The organism is Bradyrhizobium sp. CCBAU 11386, assembly GCF_028128955.1.
Lineage (GTDB): Bacteria > Pseudomonadota > Alphaproteobacteria > Rhizobiales > Xanthobacteraceae > Bradyrhizobium.
Map to the genome: position 1 here is coordinate 104,961 of NZ_LBKA01000255.1, position 15,872 is coordinate 120,832.

15 protein-coding genes and 1 pseudogene are annotated in these 15,872 nt (G+C 65.7%); 8 read left to right on the top strand and 8 right to left on the bottom strand.

Annotated features, from left to right (window positions below):
* Nucleotides 1-28: 28 nt before the first annotated feature.
* Complete coding sequence (locus XI09_RS36660; RefSeq protein ID WP_271571227.1) at nt 29-2,647, top strand: autotransporter outer membrane beta-barrel domain-containing protein; 2,619 nt, start codon at nt 29-31, stop codon at nt 2,645-2,647.
* A 9-nt stretch (nt 2,648-2,656) separates the two neighbouring features.
* On the opposite strand, the gene XI09_RS36665 is transcribed toward XI09_RS36660, so the two are convergent.
* Entirely contained in the window at nt 2,657-3,643 is a 987-nt protein-coding gene (locus tag XI09_RS36665; protein ID WP_271571228.1) for a Bug family tripartite tricarboxylate transporter substrate binding protein, read from the bottom strand.
* A gap of 147 nt (nt 3,644-3,790) precedes the next feature.
* Between XI09_RS36665 and XI09_RS36670 the strand changes: the two genes are divergently transcribed.
* Nucleotides 3,791-4,048: a hypothetical protein gene (locus XI09_RS36670; protein WP_271571229.1), complete on the top strand. Its 258-nt coding sequence runs from the start codon at nt 3,791-3,793 to the stop codon at nt 4,046-4,048.
* Here XI09_RS36670 and XI09_RS36675 read toward each other — a convergent pair whose 3' ends face one another.
* The gene (locus XI09_RS36675) at nt 4,049-4,984 is read right to left on the bottom strand and encodes a LysR family transcriptional regulator (protein ID WP_271571230.1); all 936 of its coding nucleotides are present in this window, start codon (nt 4,982-4,984) and stop codon (nt 4,049-4,051) included.
* Between the two features lie 118 nt (nt 4,985-5,102).
* Between XI09_RS36675 and XI09_RS36680 the strand changes: the two genes are divergently transcribed.
* The 4 genes from XI09_RS36680 (at nt 5,103) to XI09_RS36695 (ending at nt 7,643) form a co-directional block, all read left to right on the top strand.
* Nucleotides 5,103-5,855, top strand: a complete 753-nt coding sequence (locus tag XI09_RS36680) for an SDR family NAD(P)-dependent oxidoreductase (RefSeq protein WP_271571231.1) — start codon at nt 5,103-5,105, stop codon at nt 5,853-5,855.
* A gap of 37 nt (nt 5,856-5,892) precedes the next feature.
* Nucleotides 5,893-6,591: a pirin family protein gene (locus XI09_RS36685; RefSeq protein WP_271571232.1), complete on the top strand. Its 699-nt coding sequence runs from the start codon at nt 5,893-5,895 to the stop codon at nt 6,589-6,591.
* A 190-nt stretch (nt 6,592-6,781) separates the two neighbouring features.
* The gene (wrbA, locus tag XI09_RS36690; RefSeq protein ID WP_271571233.1) at nt 6,782-7,381 is read left to right on the top strand and encodes an NAD(P)H:quinone oxidoreductase; all 600 of its coding nucleotides are present in this window, start codon (nt 6,782-6,784) and stop codon (nt 7,379-7,381) included.
* A 127-nt stretch (nt 7,382-7,508) separates the two neighbouring features.
* On the top strand, nt 7,509-7,643 hold the full coding sequence (locus XI09_RS36695; RefSeq protein WP_271571234.1) for a hypothetical protein: 135 nt from the start codon (nt 7,509-7,511) through the stop codon (nt 7,641-7,643).
* 15 nt (nt 7,644-7,658) lie between these two features.
* Here the strand turns inward: XI09_RS36695 and XI09_RS36700 are convergent, their stop codons facing one another.
* A complete protein-coding gene (locus XI09_RS36700; RefSeq protein ID WP_271571235.1) occupies nt 7,659-8,543 on the bottom strand; it encodes a protein-L-isoaspartate O-methyltransferase family protein in 885 nt (294 codons plus the stop codon).
* 114 nt (nt 8,544-8,657) lie between these two features.
* On the bottom strand, nt 8,658-9,134 hold the full coding sequence (locus tag XI09_RS36705; RefSeq protein WP_271571236.1) for an Lrp/AsnC family transcriptional regulator: 477 nt from the start codon (nt 9,132-9,134) through the stop codon (nt 8,658-8,660).
* Nucleotides 9,135-9,256: 122 nt separating this feature from the next.
* On the opposite strand from XI09_RS36705, the gene XI09_RS36710 reads away from it, so the two are divergent.
* Nucleotides 9,257-9,796, top strand: a complete 540-nt coding sequence (locus XI09_RS36710; protein ID WP_271571237.1) for an RBBP9/YdeN family alpha/beta hydrolase — start codon at nt 9,257-9,259, stop codon at nt 9,794-9,796.
* Between the two features lie 21 nt (nt 9,797-9,817).
* Here XI09_RS36710 and XI09_RS36715 read toward each other — a convergent pair.
* From XI09_RS36715 to XI09_RS36725, 3 genes and pseudogenes are all read right to left on the bottom strand, one after another.
* Nucleotides 9,818-10,958 (bottom strand): annotated as a pseudogene (locus tag XI09_RS36715) (GNAT family N-acetyltransferase).
* A gap of 92 nt (nt 10,959-11,050) precedes the next feature.
* Nucleotides 11,051-12,430, bottom strand: coding sequence for an O-antigen ligase family protein (locus tag XI09_RS36720; protein WP_271571238.1), 1,380 nt, complete (start codon nt 12,428-12,430; stop codon nt 11,051-11,053).
* Between the two features lie 45 nt (nt 12,431-12,475).
* Nucleotides 12,476-13,543 (bottom strand): glycosyltransferase, encoded by a 1,068-nt coding sequence (locus XI09_RS36725; protein WP_271571239.1) that lies wholly within the window; start codon nt 13,541-13,543, stop codon nt 12,476-12,478.
* Nucleotides 13,544-13,783: 240 nt separating this feature from the next.
* Between XI09_RS36725 and XI09_RS36730 the strand changes: the two genes are divergently transcribed.
* Entirely contained in the window at nt 13,784-14,770 is a 987-nt protein-coding gene (locus tag XI09_RS36730; RefSeq protein WP_271571240.1) for a glycosyltransferase, read from the top strand.
* 15 nt (nt 14,771-14,785) lie between these two features.
* Here XI09_RS36730 and XI09_RS36735 read toward each other — a convergent pair whose 3' ends face one another.
* Nucleotides 14,786-15,814 (bottom strand): glycosyltransferase family 2 protein, encoded by a 1,029-nt coding sequence (locus XI09_RS36735; protein ID WP_271571241.1) that lies wholly within the window; start codon nt 15,812-15,814, stop codon nt 14,786-14,788.
* Nucleotides 15,815-15,872: the final 58 nt, after the last annotated feature.

Genomic DNA, 15,872 nt, shown 5'->3' on the forward strand with positions numbered 1-15,872 from the left:
TTCGGAGACTGCTACAAGGGAATTGTCGATGCCGATTGGAATACAGACCTCCGCGCAAGACGCCGTGACGGCGACCGTCCTGCGCAACAGGCTGCTCGTCACGACGGCGCTGGCGCCGATCATGCTCGGGGGACTGCTCTCGCTGGCACCCGATCCGGCGTTCGGAGCCTGCACCGTGGCCGGCACCGGCGTCATCGGCGCGCTCAATTCGGGTGACGTTGCGACCTGCACCGGCCTCGGCAATACTGACCATATCAACGCCACAGGCGGCAGCAACGTCACGGTCAATATCGGCGATGGTACGTTGACATCGCTCCTGCCCGGCGCCGGAATTCCCGCGATCGTTTACGACAGCACATCTAATTCGAATGTGACCATAAATAACCAGGCCACGGTCTCCACCTATAGCGGAGCCGTCCTCCTGTCCAACGGCTCGAACAACAACAGCGTCACGCTCGCGGTCGGTGCGATTGCTGAGGGCACAGGCAACGCCGAAGCGGCGATCGTCATCGACAATTCGAACGATAATCTCGTCAACATTCGCGGGACGGCAGTCGGCACCGGAGGAAACACGACGGGACTCCGAATAAGCGGTACGTCGAACGCCAATGTCGTCACTGTTTATCAGGGCGGGTCCATCGGTGGCGGCCATACCGGCGTGCAATTCATTGCCGGCGGCAACACCCTCATCAATGCCGGCACGATCTCCGGCGGCTTCTTCATCGCCATCCAGGGCTCTTCCGGCACCGACACTATCCTCAATTCCGGAACCATTTCGGGCGGCGGCAGCGGAGCGATCGACCTGTTCGGCGGTGATGACGTGCTCACCGTCACTCCCGGCTCGACGATCACCGGGCGTGTGCTTGGTGGCACCGGCACCGACACGCTGAAACTTGGCGGCACCGGAAGCGCAACGTTCGACCTCGGCAATCTCGGTGCCTTCCTGCAATATGATGAGTTCGAGCAATTGACCAAGACTGGCCCCTCGGTCTGGACACTCACCGGCGCCACCGCCTTCAACGGCGCGACGACGGTGGAAGCCGGCGGCCTGATCGTGAACGGCACGTTGCCGTCCGTCGTCACCGTCAGTGGCGGCTATCTCGGCGGCACCGGCACAGTCGGCGGCATCGTCGTCAACAATGGCGGCACGGTTGCCCCCGGCAATTCGATCGGGACTCTCAATGTCAGCGGCAACGTCACCTTCAATGCCGGTTCGACCTACCAGGTCGAAATCAACGCCGCCGGCCAATCCGACAAGATCGCTGCAACCGGCACCGCAACCCTCAACGGCGGCACGGTGCAGATCGTGCCGCTCGGCACGGGCTTCCTCGCCAATACCCAATATACGATTGTCACCGCGACCGGCGGCGTCACCGGCACTTTCGCGTCGCTGGCGCCGCTGAGTACGCCGCTGGCTTCAGGGCAGCTCAGCTACGACTCCAACAATGTGTATTTCCTGCTGCAGCAGGTTGCAGCCTTCGGAACCCTGACCGGGCTGACGCCGAACCAGTCTGCGGTCAGCACGGCGCTGGACCAGGCGCAGCTTGGCGGGGCATCCGGGCCGCTCGCCACCGCCATCAACACGCTCGCTGCGCTCAATACGCCGGGCATCAAGGCCGGTCTCGACGATCTCGCCGGGCAAATTCACGCCGATGGACGCCGCTTCACCGTGGACCAGGCCGATGCGTTCCAGGGCTTCATGTGGAACGCCGGCACGCAATCGCGCGGCGAGACCTTGCGCATGTCGGTGTCCTCCTACGCCCCGGAGTCGGCCGACCCGATCGGCAAGGCGCTCGGCGCGCGCCGCGCCGCACCCGCGCAGAGCGTATGGTTTGGCGGTTACGGCAATTGGGACAAGGTGGCGGCGACCGACATCGCCTTCGGAACAAATGCAAGCGTCGGCGGCGCCGCGCTCGGCGTCGATCTGTGGCGCACGACGGGCCTCACCGCCGGTCTCGCGGTCGGCGCCTCGACCGGCAAGCTGCGGACGGCGGGCCGCGCCGACAGCATCGAGGCCAATGCCGGTCATGGCGGCTTCTACGCGCGTGGCGAGAGCGGCGGATTCAATCTCGCCTCCGCGATCAGCTATTCCTTCGCGGCGCTCGAATCCTCGCGCACGATCTCGTTCCTGGGAGAAACCGCGACCGGCTCCTCGCATGCCCACACCTTTGCCGCATCGCTCGGCATCGCGCGGCCGTTCGACGTGGGACGGGGTGTAACAGCCGAGCCGTTCGCCAAGGCCGACTGGTATTCGACGCGCCAAAACGGCTTTTCCGAGACCGGTGCATCCGGCGTGAATCAGGTGGTGCGAGCCGGCGGCTTCGACACCGCTTATGGCACGGCCGGTCTGCGGGCGCTTTACTACACCATGATGCCGAACGGTCGCGCGGCGCAGTTCGGCGCGACACTTGCCATACGCCATGAGTTTTCCGGCAATGCGCCGTCCATGACCGCTGCCTTCGACGGCGCGCCGGGCATTCCGATCGTGATCACGGGTGTCGAACGGGCACGCACGGCGGCACTCACCGGTGCCGAGATCCGGTGGGATCTCACTGCTGCGACGTCGTTCAAGGCCTCCTATGAGGGCGCGTTCGCACCGGGTCTCGACCGGCACACCCTGCGGGGCACGGTCCGCAGCGAATTCTGAGGCGGGCCCCTACTCCACCCGGCCGATCTTCTTCACCGCGGCGATCAGGCGCGCACTATCGTCGGCGACGAAACGCGAGAACTCCGGCGCGTCCTGATAGGCGACGAGACTGCCGGAGGCCTCGAAAGTCTTGAGGACGTCCGGACTTGTCATCACCTGCGCCATCGCCTCGCGTAGCCGGGTCGCGATCGGCGCAGGAAGAGAGCTCTGTGCAAAGAGCCCGGCCCAGATGTACATCTCGACATCCTTGTAACCGAGCTCCTGGAAGGTCGGCACCTCGGGGAAACTCGCGATGCGTCGCGCGCCGCAATTGCCGAGCACGCGCAGCTTGCCGTCATCGACCTGCGGCTTCAGCGTGCCGGGCGCGGCCGCGATTGCCTGCACGGTGCCGCTGAGCAACGCGGTGAGCGCGGGACCCGCGCCGCGGAACGGCACATGCAGCAACTTGATGCCGGCGCTGTTCGCAAACATCTCCATCGCCACATGCAGCGTGCCGTACGGTCCGGACGAGCCATAGGTGATCTGGCCCGGCCGCTTCTTCGCGTCCTCGATGAAATCCTGCGCGGTCTTCCATGGCGCCGAGACCGGCACCGCGAGCAGCGTGGGATCGGCGAGCACGCGCGCGATCGGCATGAACTGCGAGACTTCATAGGCGACGGGACGGTCGAACAGCCGGTCGGCCTCCGGCAGTACCGCGAGCGACGAGAGGGTCATCAGCAGCGTGTAACCGTCGGGCTCGGCGCGCGCCGCCGCGGCATTGCCGACCGATCCACCGCCGCCTCCGGCGCGGTTGTCGACGATCACGGGCTTGCCGAGGATCCGCTCCAGCGCCATGGCCACGGGGCGCGCGGCGAGATCGGCCTGGCCGCCGGCCGGAAACGGCACGATCATGGTGATGTTGCGGGCCGGATAGCCCTGCGCGAACGCCTGATCCGGTGACGCAGCCCGCAACAACGGCAATGCCGCAACCGCGCGCAAGAGATCGCGTCGATCCATGATGGTCCCTCCCCTCGATTTTCTTTGTTTCGCAGTTAGCCTAGCGTGGCGATCGGCAAGAACAAGACGTTTACGAAGGGTTAACCATGTCCGGTCCGGCCCGGAACGCATGCCTGGGCTCGCTGTTGCCCTCCCAGGGAGTGAGTGATGCGCAATCTTCGGACCATTGACGTCGCGTTGGACGAGATGCTGGTGAATCTCGCTGCGATCGTGCTGCGGCTGTCGAAGCCCGACGTGACGCGAACCCCGGAAGCACGGCGCGCATTGGCGCAATCGGTCCACCAATACGCAGTCTGCGCGGCACACTCGACGGATCCGCGCGTCCACGAATTGAAATCGGAGCTGGAAGAGACGCTGAGGCCGAACTTGCGAATTGTCGCAAACAACGGCGTGAAAGTGTCGTAGTCACACCACCCTGGATTTTCCTCGCGTCCGCCGCTTGCAGGTGCCCGGCAGCTTTGCCGCGAGAAAATCGCCGAGCGCTTCGACGCGCGCGGGGCGTGGACCGCCGGGCGGCGTCACCAGGTGCACGGCGCCTTCGGCCTGCTTCCAGTCCTTCAGGATCACCTCGACCTCGCCGGAGGAGATGGCCTCGCCGACGATGAATTCGGGAAGCTCGGCGATGCCGAGGCCGGCGATCAGCGCCGGCATCACCGCTTCACCGTTGTTGACACGAAGCTGGCCGCCCGGGCGCACGCTCGCCTGCTCGCCGGCGGAATTGGTGTAGTGCCAGACATTGGGCGTCGAGAGATAGGCATAGCTGAAGCATTTGTGCTCGGCCAGATGCATCGGATGCGTCGGCCGTCCGTGACGCTTGAGGTAGGACGGCGCCGCCACCGTGAAGCGCGGCATGGTGAAGAGCCGCCGTGCGATCAGCGAGGAATCCGGCAGCCGCGCGATCCGCACCGCCATGTCGAAGCCCTCGCCGATCAGGTCGATGGTCGCATCGCTCAGATGCAGATCGACCGAGACTTCCGGATAGGTCTCGAAGAACTCCGGCAGCAGCGGCGCCACCGCCTTGATCCCGAACGTCATGGGCACGGCAAGCCGCACCAGGCCGCGCGGCGCCACCGACTGCGCCAGCGCCTCGTTCTCCGCCGCCTCGCCATCGGCCAGCAGGCGCGTGGCGCGCTCGGCGAGCTTGTGCCCGGCATCGGTCAGTGCGAGCCGGCGCGAGGTGCGGTTGAACAGCCGCGCGCCGAGCCGCTCCTCCAGCCGGGTGACGGCCTTCGACACCGTCGCCTTGGACATCGCAAGCTCGCTCGCGGCGCCCGCAAACGACCGTAATTCCACGACTTTTGCGAAAATCGCGAGCGCCTCGAAATCGGGGAGTTTTGCCATGGGGCCGGTCCAATTGGGCTATTTAGGGAAACAATTCGTTTCTACAGTTTCTATTTTTATACCACAGGCGAAGGCTTATCCAAGGGTCAATCGCAAACCCAGGGAATGGAGAAATCCAATGACCAAGAAGCTCTCAGGCAAGGTTGCCCTCGTCACCGGCGGCTCGCGCGGCATCGGCGCGGCCTCTGCCCGCGCGCTCGCCGATGAAGGCGCGGATATCGCCATCAGCTATGTCGCCTCGCCCGACAAGGCTGAAGCCGTCGTTACTGAGCTGAAGGCCAGGGGCGTCAAGGCCCGTGCCTTCAAGGCCGACCAGGCCTCGGCCAAGGACGTCACGAAGCTCGTCAACGACGTGGCGAAGGAATTCGGCCATCTCGACATTCTCGTCAACAATGCCGGCGTCGCCGCGGGCGGTGCGATCGACGATGCCAATGCCGACACCGACGCCCTCGCCCGCCAGGATTCGGTCAACGTGCGTGGCGTGATCGCGGCGATCCGCGCCGCCTCGCAGTTGATGGGCGAAGGCGGCCGCATCGTCACGGTCGGCTCGATGCTGGCCGACCGCGCATCGTACCCCGGCCTTGCCGACTACGTCGCCACCAAGGCGGCCGTGGTCGGCTACACCAAGGGCGCGGCGCGTGACCTCGGCCCGCGCGGCATCACCGTCAACGTCGTGCAGCCCGGCTCGATCAACACCGACATGAACCCGGACGACGACCGCGACTTCGCCGAAGCCCAGCGCAAGCAGCACGCGCTCCAGCGCTTCGGCCGCCCCGAGGAAGTCGCCGCCGGCGTGGTCTTCCTCGCAAGCCCGGAGGCCTCCTTCGTCACCGGCACCGTGCTCAATGTCGACGGCGGGTTCGGCGCCTGAGCAAGGCGCCACCCGCTCAATCCAAGGAATTACGCACATGATCGAACTCAGACCTTTCGCCAAGCTCGGCGGCGCCGATCACGGCTGGCTCAAGGCCAAGCATCATTTCTCCTTCGCAGGCCATTACGACCCCGACAACATGGGTCACGGTGCCTTGCGGGTGTGGAACGACGACGAGATCGCGCCGAACACCGGCTTTCCCGCCCATCCCCACGCCAACATGGAAATCATCACCTATGTGCGCGAAGGCGCGATCACCCATCAGGACAGCCTCGGCAACGAGGGACGGACCGAGGCCGGCGACGTGCAGGTGATGAGCGCCGGCAGCGGCATCCGTCATTCCGAGTACAATCTCGAGCCGAGCAAGACCCGGATCTTCCAGATCTGGATCGAGCCTGTGACGCGCGGCGGACAGCCGACCTGGGGCTCGAAGCCGTTTCCGAAGGCGGACCGCTCCGGCAAGCTCGTCACCATCGCGAGCGGTTTCGAGGACGACACGGACGCACTGCCGATCCGCGCCGATGCGCGGGTGCTCGCCACCACGCTGAAGGCCGGCGAAAGCGCGGAGTACGAGCCGCAGAAGTCGCGGCATCTCTACCTGGTGCCCGCGGCAGGCTCGGTCGAGATCAACGGCGTGCGCGTCAACGCCCGTGACGGCGCCGCGATCCGCGACGAGAGCAGGCTGAAGATCACGGCTCTCGAAGACTCCGAGCTCGTGCTCGTCGACGCGGCGTAAGCGCGCCAACCCACCCCAACTCGTCATGCCCGGCCTTGAGCCGGGCATCCATCGCCTTCGCAAGAGTCGTTGAAGAGCGATGGGTTGCCGGGCCTCCGCCACGCCGAAGAGGCTTCGGCCTCGCAGGCGGGTCAAGCCCGGCAACGACAGCGAACAAAACAACTCACCTCATCATCCAACGGAGACCACCATGACCAAAGTTCTTGTCCTGTATTATTCCGCCTACGGCCACATCGAAGCGATGGCCAATGCCGTTGCCGAAGGCGCGCGCGAAGCCGGAGCCACCGTCGACGTCAAGCGCGTGCCCGAGCTGGTTCCGGCCGAAGTCGCGAAAGCCTCGTATTACAAGGTCGACCAGGCCGCGCCGATCGCCAAGATCGAGGATCTCACCAATTACGATGCGATCATCGTCGGCACCGGCACCCGCTTCGGCCGGATGGCCTCGCAGATGGCGAACTTCCTCGATCAGGCCGGCGGGCTCTGGGCCAAGGGCGCACTGCACGGCAAGGTCGGCGGCGCCTTTACATCCAGCGCGACCCAGCATGGCGGCCAGGAGACGACGCTGTTCTCGATCATCACCAACCTCTTGCATTTCGGCATGGTCGTGGTCGGCATGAACTACGGCTTCGCCGGCCAGATGAAGCTCGACGAAATCACCGGCGGCGCGCCCTACGGCGCCACCACGATCACCGGCGGTGACGGCAGCCGCCAGCCCAGCGCCAACGAGCTCGCCGGCGCGCGCTATCAGGGGCGCCAGATCGCGGAGACCGCCAGGAAACTGCACGGCTAGCTGCACGGCTGAGCCTCGCAGTTAAGCTTTACGATCGACTGCATGGCTGATGCGCCGCGGGCGGCATTCTCTTTCGGGAATGCCGCCCCATCTCTGTGGGCAGGATATTTGACCAAAAGCGATACGAATGGCTTTCGAACTCTTGTTGATGGCGCAGATGATCCGCAAGCCCGCGCAGGCGCTGGCGCGCCGCTGGTATTGCCGCAGCCTGTTCCGCGCCTCGCGCGGCCGGTTGCAGTGCGCCGGGTGCACGCGGTCGTAAGGCGCGTGTGACCCGCTAGGCCTGCGTGATGTCGGCGTGGGACGGAGTCGGATCCGTAAGGACAGGCGCAGGCGCCGTCGAAAGCCACCAGCCCTCACCGGCGAACCAGCATGTCTGGTCGGGGGCGCCTTCTCTCCGCAATGACTGCACGCTCTCCCATCCTCCTGAGAACGCCTCGGCCAATCGCCGGCCGGCGTCCGCATCCTGCAATCCCGCGCAGCCGATGAACTGGGCACGGCTGAGGAATTTCGCCGGCCAGATCACGCCGTCGTCCGGGCGCGCGATCATCAGCATGCCGCCGAGCATGCCTTCGGGCGCAAGCGGAAACACCAGCCGCCCGCCGGGCCGCAGCGCATCGAGCCATTCGGCCGCCGGCTGCGCCGCACCCGCGCAGACATAGATCACGTCGGCTTTGGGCAGATCGGACGCGATGCCCGAACGGTCGCGCACATCCGCATGGGCGATGTCCTTCAGATTCGCGCGCGCAAGCCCTGCCAGACGTTCGTCGATCTCATAGGCATGGATGCGGCCGCCGGGGCCGACGAGATGCGCGAGGATCGCGGTGTAATAGCCGCTCCCCGCGCCGATCTGGATCACGGTCTCGCCTTCCTTCACGGCGCAGCCGCTGAGCCAATAGGCGTGCGCACCGGGCATCCCGATATTGAGACCACGCGTGCTGTCGAGCGCCAGCAGCGTGTTCTGATAGAGGAACGCGGGATCATCATCGGGCGTCACGACATAGGGGTGGCCGCCGAGACAGATCGACCACGGCCCGGGCCCGGCGAAAGGCTCGCGCCTCACGGTCCGAAAAGCCTCCTCGATACGGGGATCCGCGGTCTTCGCCGCGGCGCAGATCAACTGCGCATAGAATGCGCGATATTTTGCCGAACGATCTTCCATGTCGCCTCCGGGAAACAGAGGCGACGATAACACAACGCACGCGATAATCGGAAGTTCTGCGCAATCGAAGGCTTTGTGACGGCGTCGTGACCTGTCGATCGCGCAGGCCGCGCCTCAACTGCGCTCGGCTTTCTTCCTGATAAGGTCTTTGCCGATCGGCCGCGCCGGTTCGCTCCGCAGCACCAGCGAGGTCGTGACGGCACCGAAGCCGGCAATGCGATCCACGATCGTCTCGAGATCTTCCGGCGCCAGAACCAGCACCTTCAGCACGAAGCAGTCATCGCCGGTCACGCGATGGACTTCGACGATGTGGGGAATCTCGCTGAACCGCTTGAGGCAGGTCTTGATGTGCTCATGCGAGGTGCGCAGGCGCACCAGCGCCATCAGGCCGAGCCCGAGGGCGCGCGGGTTGATGCGGGCGCCGTAGCCTTCGATGATCCCGGCTTCCTCGAGCCGCTTGACGCGTTCGGAGACGGCCGGCTGGGACAGCCCTACGGAACGGCCAAGCTCGGACAACGGCACGCGCGCATTGGCTTGCAGCGCCTCCAGGATCTTCAAGTCCTTGGCATCGATGCTCCCGAAGCGATCCAACAAAATTCTCCATTCCGCCTTGAGATCATCGGCAGACGGTCGATTCCGCCGATGACTTGCCATGTGATGCAGGACCACGATCGGTCACACTGCGACGTCACCTCAGATATCATGAGACGATCATGCACGACATCATCACATTGCCCGGCCTCGGCGGCTCCGGAGGCATCCATTGGCAGACACTCTGGGAGCGCTCTGACGCGCGCTTCACGCGATTTCAGCCGGCGAGCTGGGACCAGCCCGACCTCCATGACTGGGAGCAATCCCTGGAGCGAGCGGTCGGGCACTGCGCGAAGCCGCCTGTGCTGGTTGCACACAGCCTTGCCTGCCTGCTGGTGGTGCACTGGGCCGCTCGCTTCCCATCCGCGATTGCGGGTGCGTTTCTGGTCGCGGTCCCCGATCCGGACGGCGCAAATTTCCCCTCGGAAGCCGCCTCGTTCAAGCCGGTCCCGGACCGCACGCTGCGCTTTCCCTCGCTCATCATCGCCAGCACGAATGATCCCTATGGCGAGCTCGAGGTGACCCAGCGACGGGCGCGCGCCTGGCAGTCCGGCTTGATCGTGCCGGGCGCCCTCGGCCACATCAATGCGTCGAGCGGGCTCGGCGACTGGCCGCAGGGTCGCGCGTTGCTGGATGCCTTCTGCGCAGGCCTTTCGAGATGATGAGCGAAAACGGGGCGCCTGTCAGCGCGTGCCCTTGCCCATCGCCCGCGCCGCGACGGCGGCGAGCCTGGGGTGGCGGCGCAGGCCCTGCGCGGCATGGTCGCGCCACGCGTAAGGAGCGCCGCGCCAGGACAGCGCGACGCTGACGTCGGTCAGCGGCACCGGCTCGGCGCCGAAGCGGCGCTTGTAGTCCTGGTTGCCGATGCTGAGATCGAAACGGCGCACGCCCTCTGCATGCAGCGCCGCCATGGTGCGCTCGGTGACGAGCAGCCCCGGCGAGCGGCTCGGAATCGCCGGCGTGGCTGATGCGCAGCAGGAAATAGGTCGCGCCATGCCTGACGCCGAGCGTGGTGGCAACGACACCCTCGTCGCACACCAGCGCCGAGACGACGGCATAACCATCCGCAACACCCTGGCGGGCGACATCGCGATAGAATCGGGCATGAGTGTCGTCGTTGAGGACGAACCGCGAGCCGAGCTTGCGCATGCGCGCCTGCTGCTGGGCATCCATCACGTCCAGCAGCTCGTGCGCGCGCATGACGTCCGCGGCGACCTCGAAGCGCGCGCCGGCATGACGGCTGAAGACGCGCCAGCAGCGCGGCATCTGCATGCGCTTGATCGAGGCCTGATAGTCGTCATAGTTGTCGCCCGTCAGCACGAGATTGCCGTTCAGCGAGCTGGATCCGATACGGCCGAGCGACACCAGCGGGTTCGGCTTGCCGCCGACATGCGCCGGCATCTTCCTCAGGCGCAGCAGGTCGAAGCGGTCGGGCAAGGCACGCAACGCGTCGACCAGTCCCTGGCCGATCGCATCCATCGCCGCCACATCCAGCGCGGCATCAAGCGCCAGGATCGGCGCGTTGTTGTCGGAGACGCCGAGGTCGGCGAACTCGATGACGCGGATGCCACGCCTGACATGGCTGGTCATCGGCACCACCGCGATGTCCTTGCCGGTCGCGGCATCGGAGATCACGGCGATCAGCGGCGCGAGATCGTGAAACGCCTCGTACCAGGCGCCGAGCCAGTAACCATGCTGGAAGGCGGTGCGATGGCCGGCATTCAGGCGCAATGCGGCCTGCCGCCAGTCGCGCACGAAATCGACCGCGATTCCCGACGTGCTGGACACCCGATCATCTGGTTGCTCGACGCTGAGAAACGTCATCCGCGGGTCATGCAGTTACTGAATGTTTCCAGATAGATGATGTTTGCCGCAGACCACAAGTGACGTCGCTGCATATCGTTAAGCCTATGCCACTACGGCGGTCCCGACTGCGACAAGCTGTCAGCGCGCGGTTCCGTTTGCTCGACGCACTGGAACCTGGCCAGGAAGTGCAGACCAGCCACGGCAAGCGCGAACATGAACCAGATCGGATTCTGCCGTTCGAGCAGAAAGGTCTCGGTGGTCCCGTAATACAGGCCGAACAACCACACGGTCAGGAACAGTTTTACCAGCGCAGCGCTGCGGTTGTGAGCCTGGGCCGACTGGAAATTGCGGAGCGGCGCGAGCACGAAGACGAGGACGACGAGCAGCAAGCCCGGCAGGCCGATGGTGACCGCGAGGTCGAGATAGCTGTTGTGGCTGTGCGCAGCGGACGTCGCCCATTCGGCGCCCTGGGCGGTCTGCCGCGCCGTCACGTCGTCCCAGAAGGCCGCATAGCCGTGGCCGATGATCGGCTTTTCGGCGACGGCCGCGAGCGCAAACTCCCAGATGTCGGAACGGCCGGTGAAAGTGGGATCGAGGGGAAGCAGCCGAGTCATGGCGCCGAGCGACGGGCTCATGACACTGCCGACCGTCAGCAGGTTCATCACCATCAGCGGCACGAAGCAAATCAGCCGCTTCAGCCACAGGCTCGGTGTGAGACAGACCAGCGAGGCGAGGGCGTAGATCGCAAGGCACAGCACCGACGACGTCTTGCCGCCCGTGAAGATCAGGAAGATGCCGGCCAGCGCGGCGATCGTCGGTCCCATGACGAACGACCCGGCGGCGCAGAGGTAGATGCCGACATAGACCAGGACGGTCATCACCGGCGATGCGACGTTCTTGTGGCCGAAACTGCCGCGCCAGTCGCCGGCGAGCTGCGGCTCGGTGACGTCGAGCGCGGTGTGCATGGAATATTGCGGCGCGAGGAAGACGCCGAGATAGCACAGCGCCAGCAGCACGAGCGCGGCAGCACCGAGGCACAGGTTGAAGCTGCGCTGCGTCGGCGGCAGCAATGGCAACAGAACGGCGAGCGACGTCATGCTGGCCGCGAGCACGAAGCGCTGCATCGAAACGCCGCGGCTCTCGGAGAAGACGATGTTGATCAGCAGCCAGCCGACGAGGCAGAGATGCAGCGGGGTCACCAGGCTCTTCAGCGCGGGCGCATCCGTGACGGCGACGAACGGCACCGCGACCGCAGCCAGCAGGCCCCAGGAAATATAGGTGAGCGCCATTCGCCCGCCGACGACGGCCGTAAGATCGGGATTGCGCAAATCGGGAAACGGATCGAGCGTCACCAGCACGAGGAGCAGGGCCGCAACCGCGACGAGGCAGCGCGCCGCCAGCACGGCATTCAGGCCGGCAAGCCCATCGCGCAGGACGTGGCCGAACGATCGGGCCTCGACGTCGGTCATGTCAGCGGCGCTGCGATCCATGGCTCAAGGCCGGCCTGGTGAACCCGGGGAAGCAAGCGCCAAGTCTTAACCCGTCCCCGTTAACCATCCGTCAACCAGCAGGCCGGATGCGTCGGTTACCTTCTGCTGCCGCGCCACGCTTCGCGCGATCTCGTAATATTGCAGCGCCCGTTGTTCCAGCGTGAGATTGTCGAGCACGAAGCCGCGCGGATCGAACGTGTCAGCGGCGCAGCCGGTCCAGAAATCGTCCCAGCCCGCCTCGAACCCGGCGGTGTCGACGAACCTGGTGCCGCAACGGTGATCCCAGTACGGCACCGACGACACCGGCTCGAACTTCACCCGATGCGGATAATAATCGGGGTCCCGCCACGGCCCGCCAGGGTCCCAGGCGAACACCGGCACGCCGCAGGACAACGCCTGCTGATAGGCGATGCCCTGGCTTTCGTTCTGGCACAGGAAGATCATCGCGCGCGAACGCGCCAGCGCGGCCTGATAGTCCTCTTCCTTGTAACTGCCGTAGCGCAGCTCCGTGAACGAGCGCCCCTCCCTGAGGAGCCGGGCGCGGACAGGCTCGATCAACTCCGGCGCATAGCGCTCGCGGTCCCAGTGGACCTTGTCGTAGATCAGCACGTCGACGGTCTTCTGCGAGGCGTGCGACGGCGCCCAGAGATCCGTATCGATGCCGACGGGCCAGGCCTCCGTGTCGGGCCAATACGGCCGGTACATGTCGACGTACCACGGACCGGGCACCACGACCTTCTTCACCGGCAGTCGCCTGAACAGGTCGGGATCGTCGAGCGGATGATTGTGGGCGGCGACGCCGAGCAGGATCGGATTCTTCCACGCGAACTTGTCGAGCAGGAAGGTGCGACCGATGATGCAGGCGACTTCCTCGGGATGCTGCGCGACGTAGCCGTAGTCGTTGACGCGGTAGCGGATGCCGAGCCGATTGAGCCCTGCGCAGAGATTGAGGAACACGCGAAGCTGCCCGCTCATGCGCGGCTCGCCGAGCAGCATGCGGCGCGCCATGCGCCGCAGATGCCGGTCGCCGGGAAACCAGCGATCGTCCTTGTCCTCGTAGAAGAGGTTGAGGACCATGTCGTCGGGATCGTAGTCGAATGTCGTTGCAGGCACTGGAATCCATCCGCGGCAGCCGGGTGCGCATTCTCGCATGGGACCGGCTGTCGCACTCCTCCAAATCTGCCACAGGCTTAATGCCGTTGGCTTAACGTTATTCTGCGAAACCGGCGTCGCGCGAGCCTTGCGAGAAACGATTTCGCCGTAATGCGAGTATCATCCGCAGCGGCCAAGGTTGCGATCGATCGCGTCTGCAGATGCGCCCTGGTTAACAGACCCTTAAAGACGAGCCGCAGCTTGATCACCGCCGAAGACGTTCTCGATTTGCCGGTCAGCTCACGCGTGGCGACGCCGGCGCGCCTTCCGCTGCCGGTGGGCTCGACCACATCGGTGTCCGTCGTCATTCCCGCCAAGAACGTTGCGGCCTATGTCGGCGAAACCCTCGCCAGTGCGCTGGCGCAAGGCGAGGTGACCGAGGTGATCGTCGTGGACGACGGTTCGACCGACAACACCATTTCGATCGTCCGCGCCATTCGCGACCCGCGGCTGCGCCTGATGACCAACGATTCCGCCGGGGTATCGGCCGCACGCAATCTCGGCGCGCGGCATGCCAGCGGCGAGTGGCTGCTCTTCCTCGATGCCGACGACCGCCTGCGCGCCGGCGCGGTGGCGGCACTGCTGGCGGCAGCGCGCGGAGCTCCGCGTGCCGTCCTCGTCTACGGCGACTACAACACGATCGACAGCGAGGGACGGCAGATCGGTCGGCGCGACCTCTTGACGGGGCGCCGCAAGCCCTCCGGCGACGTGCTGACGCGGCTCGCGGCCGGCAATTTCATCGTCAATGGCGGCATCGCGCTCGCACGTGCGGAGGCCTTCCGCGCCATAGGCGGCTTCGACACCTCCCTCAGATATTGCGAGGACTGGCACTGCTGGTGCCGCCTTGCCGCGATCGGCGAGTTCGAGTTCGCACCAAAGCTTCTGCTCGACTATCGCCTGCACACGGCCAACACCATGAACGCGGCGATACGGACACCGCAGGATTTCTTCCCGGCGATCGCGCGGGTCTTCGACGACGGACTGATCCTGGCGAGATTGCCCGAGGGCACGGCAGCCCGGCTGCGGCAGGCGGCCGAGATCCATCTCGTCACCTATTCGGCGATGCAGGCGGTCCGCTTCGGCAGATATCGCGAGGCCTTCACCTATCTCGGGATGGTCGGCCGCCGCTCGCTCAAATCGCTGCCGCGCTCCGCGCTCAGGGTCGCCCTCGCCTGCTTTGGCATCTAGTCCGCCACCATGGCATCAGGACACGATCTTCGAGGCCTCATAGGGCTTCGGCTCGATGCCGAGCGCCGCCAGCAAGGAGCCGAGTGCGACCATCACGGGATGCATCGCGACAACGGCCTTCGACGTCGTCAGCAGGCGGGCCGCGCGTACTAAAGACAGCGGCAGCCGGCCGAGCATCTGCGCAAACACCCGCGCCCGCGCCGCCACGCCCTGCGCGGCCTTGTACTGCACACGGTAATTGATCGCGCCGATGCGCACACCGCGCTTTGCGATCCAGCCGAGACTGGTGCGGCTTTGTGGCACGGTCTCGGTGATGACCGCCTCCGTCGTCCAGTGGAATGTCATGCCGGCATCGCGGCAACGCACGAAGAAGTCACAATCGCCGCCGCCGAGGAAATTGAAGCGCAGATCGAAGGCCGGACTGCCGAGCCGGTCGAACGCCGCACGCGTGATCAGACAATTGCCGCAGCCATAGATCAGCGGCACCGCGCCGCTGTAGTCGTAGGCAGGGCGGAAGGCGGGATGACGCGAAAGCCAGGGCTGGCTGTCGTCGTCGAACACGGGCAGCACGGGCCCACCGACCACGTCGGCGCCGGTCGCCTCCGCGGTGCGAACCATCAGCTCGAGCCAGTCGGGCGAAGCGATCTCGTCGTCGTCGATCATCAGGAAGCGGGTCGCAGCGGGAAACAGCGCCTGCGCCGTCTCGAACGCGGCGTTGATCGCCTGACAGTTACCCTGCCGCTGCTCGACAAGGCAGATGCCCTGGAGCCGGCCGGCGGCGAGATACTCCGCGGCAACCGGCGCGCTCTCGCGCCGCGCGGCATCGTTCTCCACCATGACGACGGCGAAGGAACGCGGGGTTCGCTGGCTCGCGAGCGATTCCAGCGTCAGCCGCAGATGCTGCGGGCGGCGGAAGCAGGGAATGCAGACGACAATGCCGACCGACAGGTCGATGACGCGAGAGCTCGCCGCGATCTCCCGGTTGGGATCGCGCACGGCATCCGAGAGCCGGCTGGCGGACAGGTCTGTCGGGATCAGCGTCATGGCGTTCTAGATGCCCGAGATATGTTGAAAAAGCCCTGCGTCAATCGCATGAGCCGGT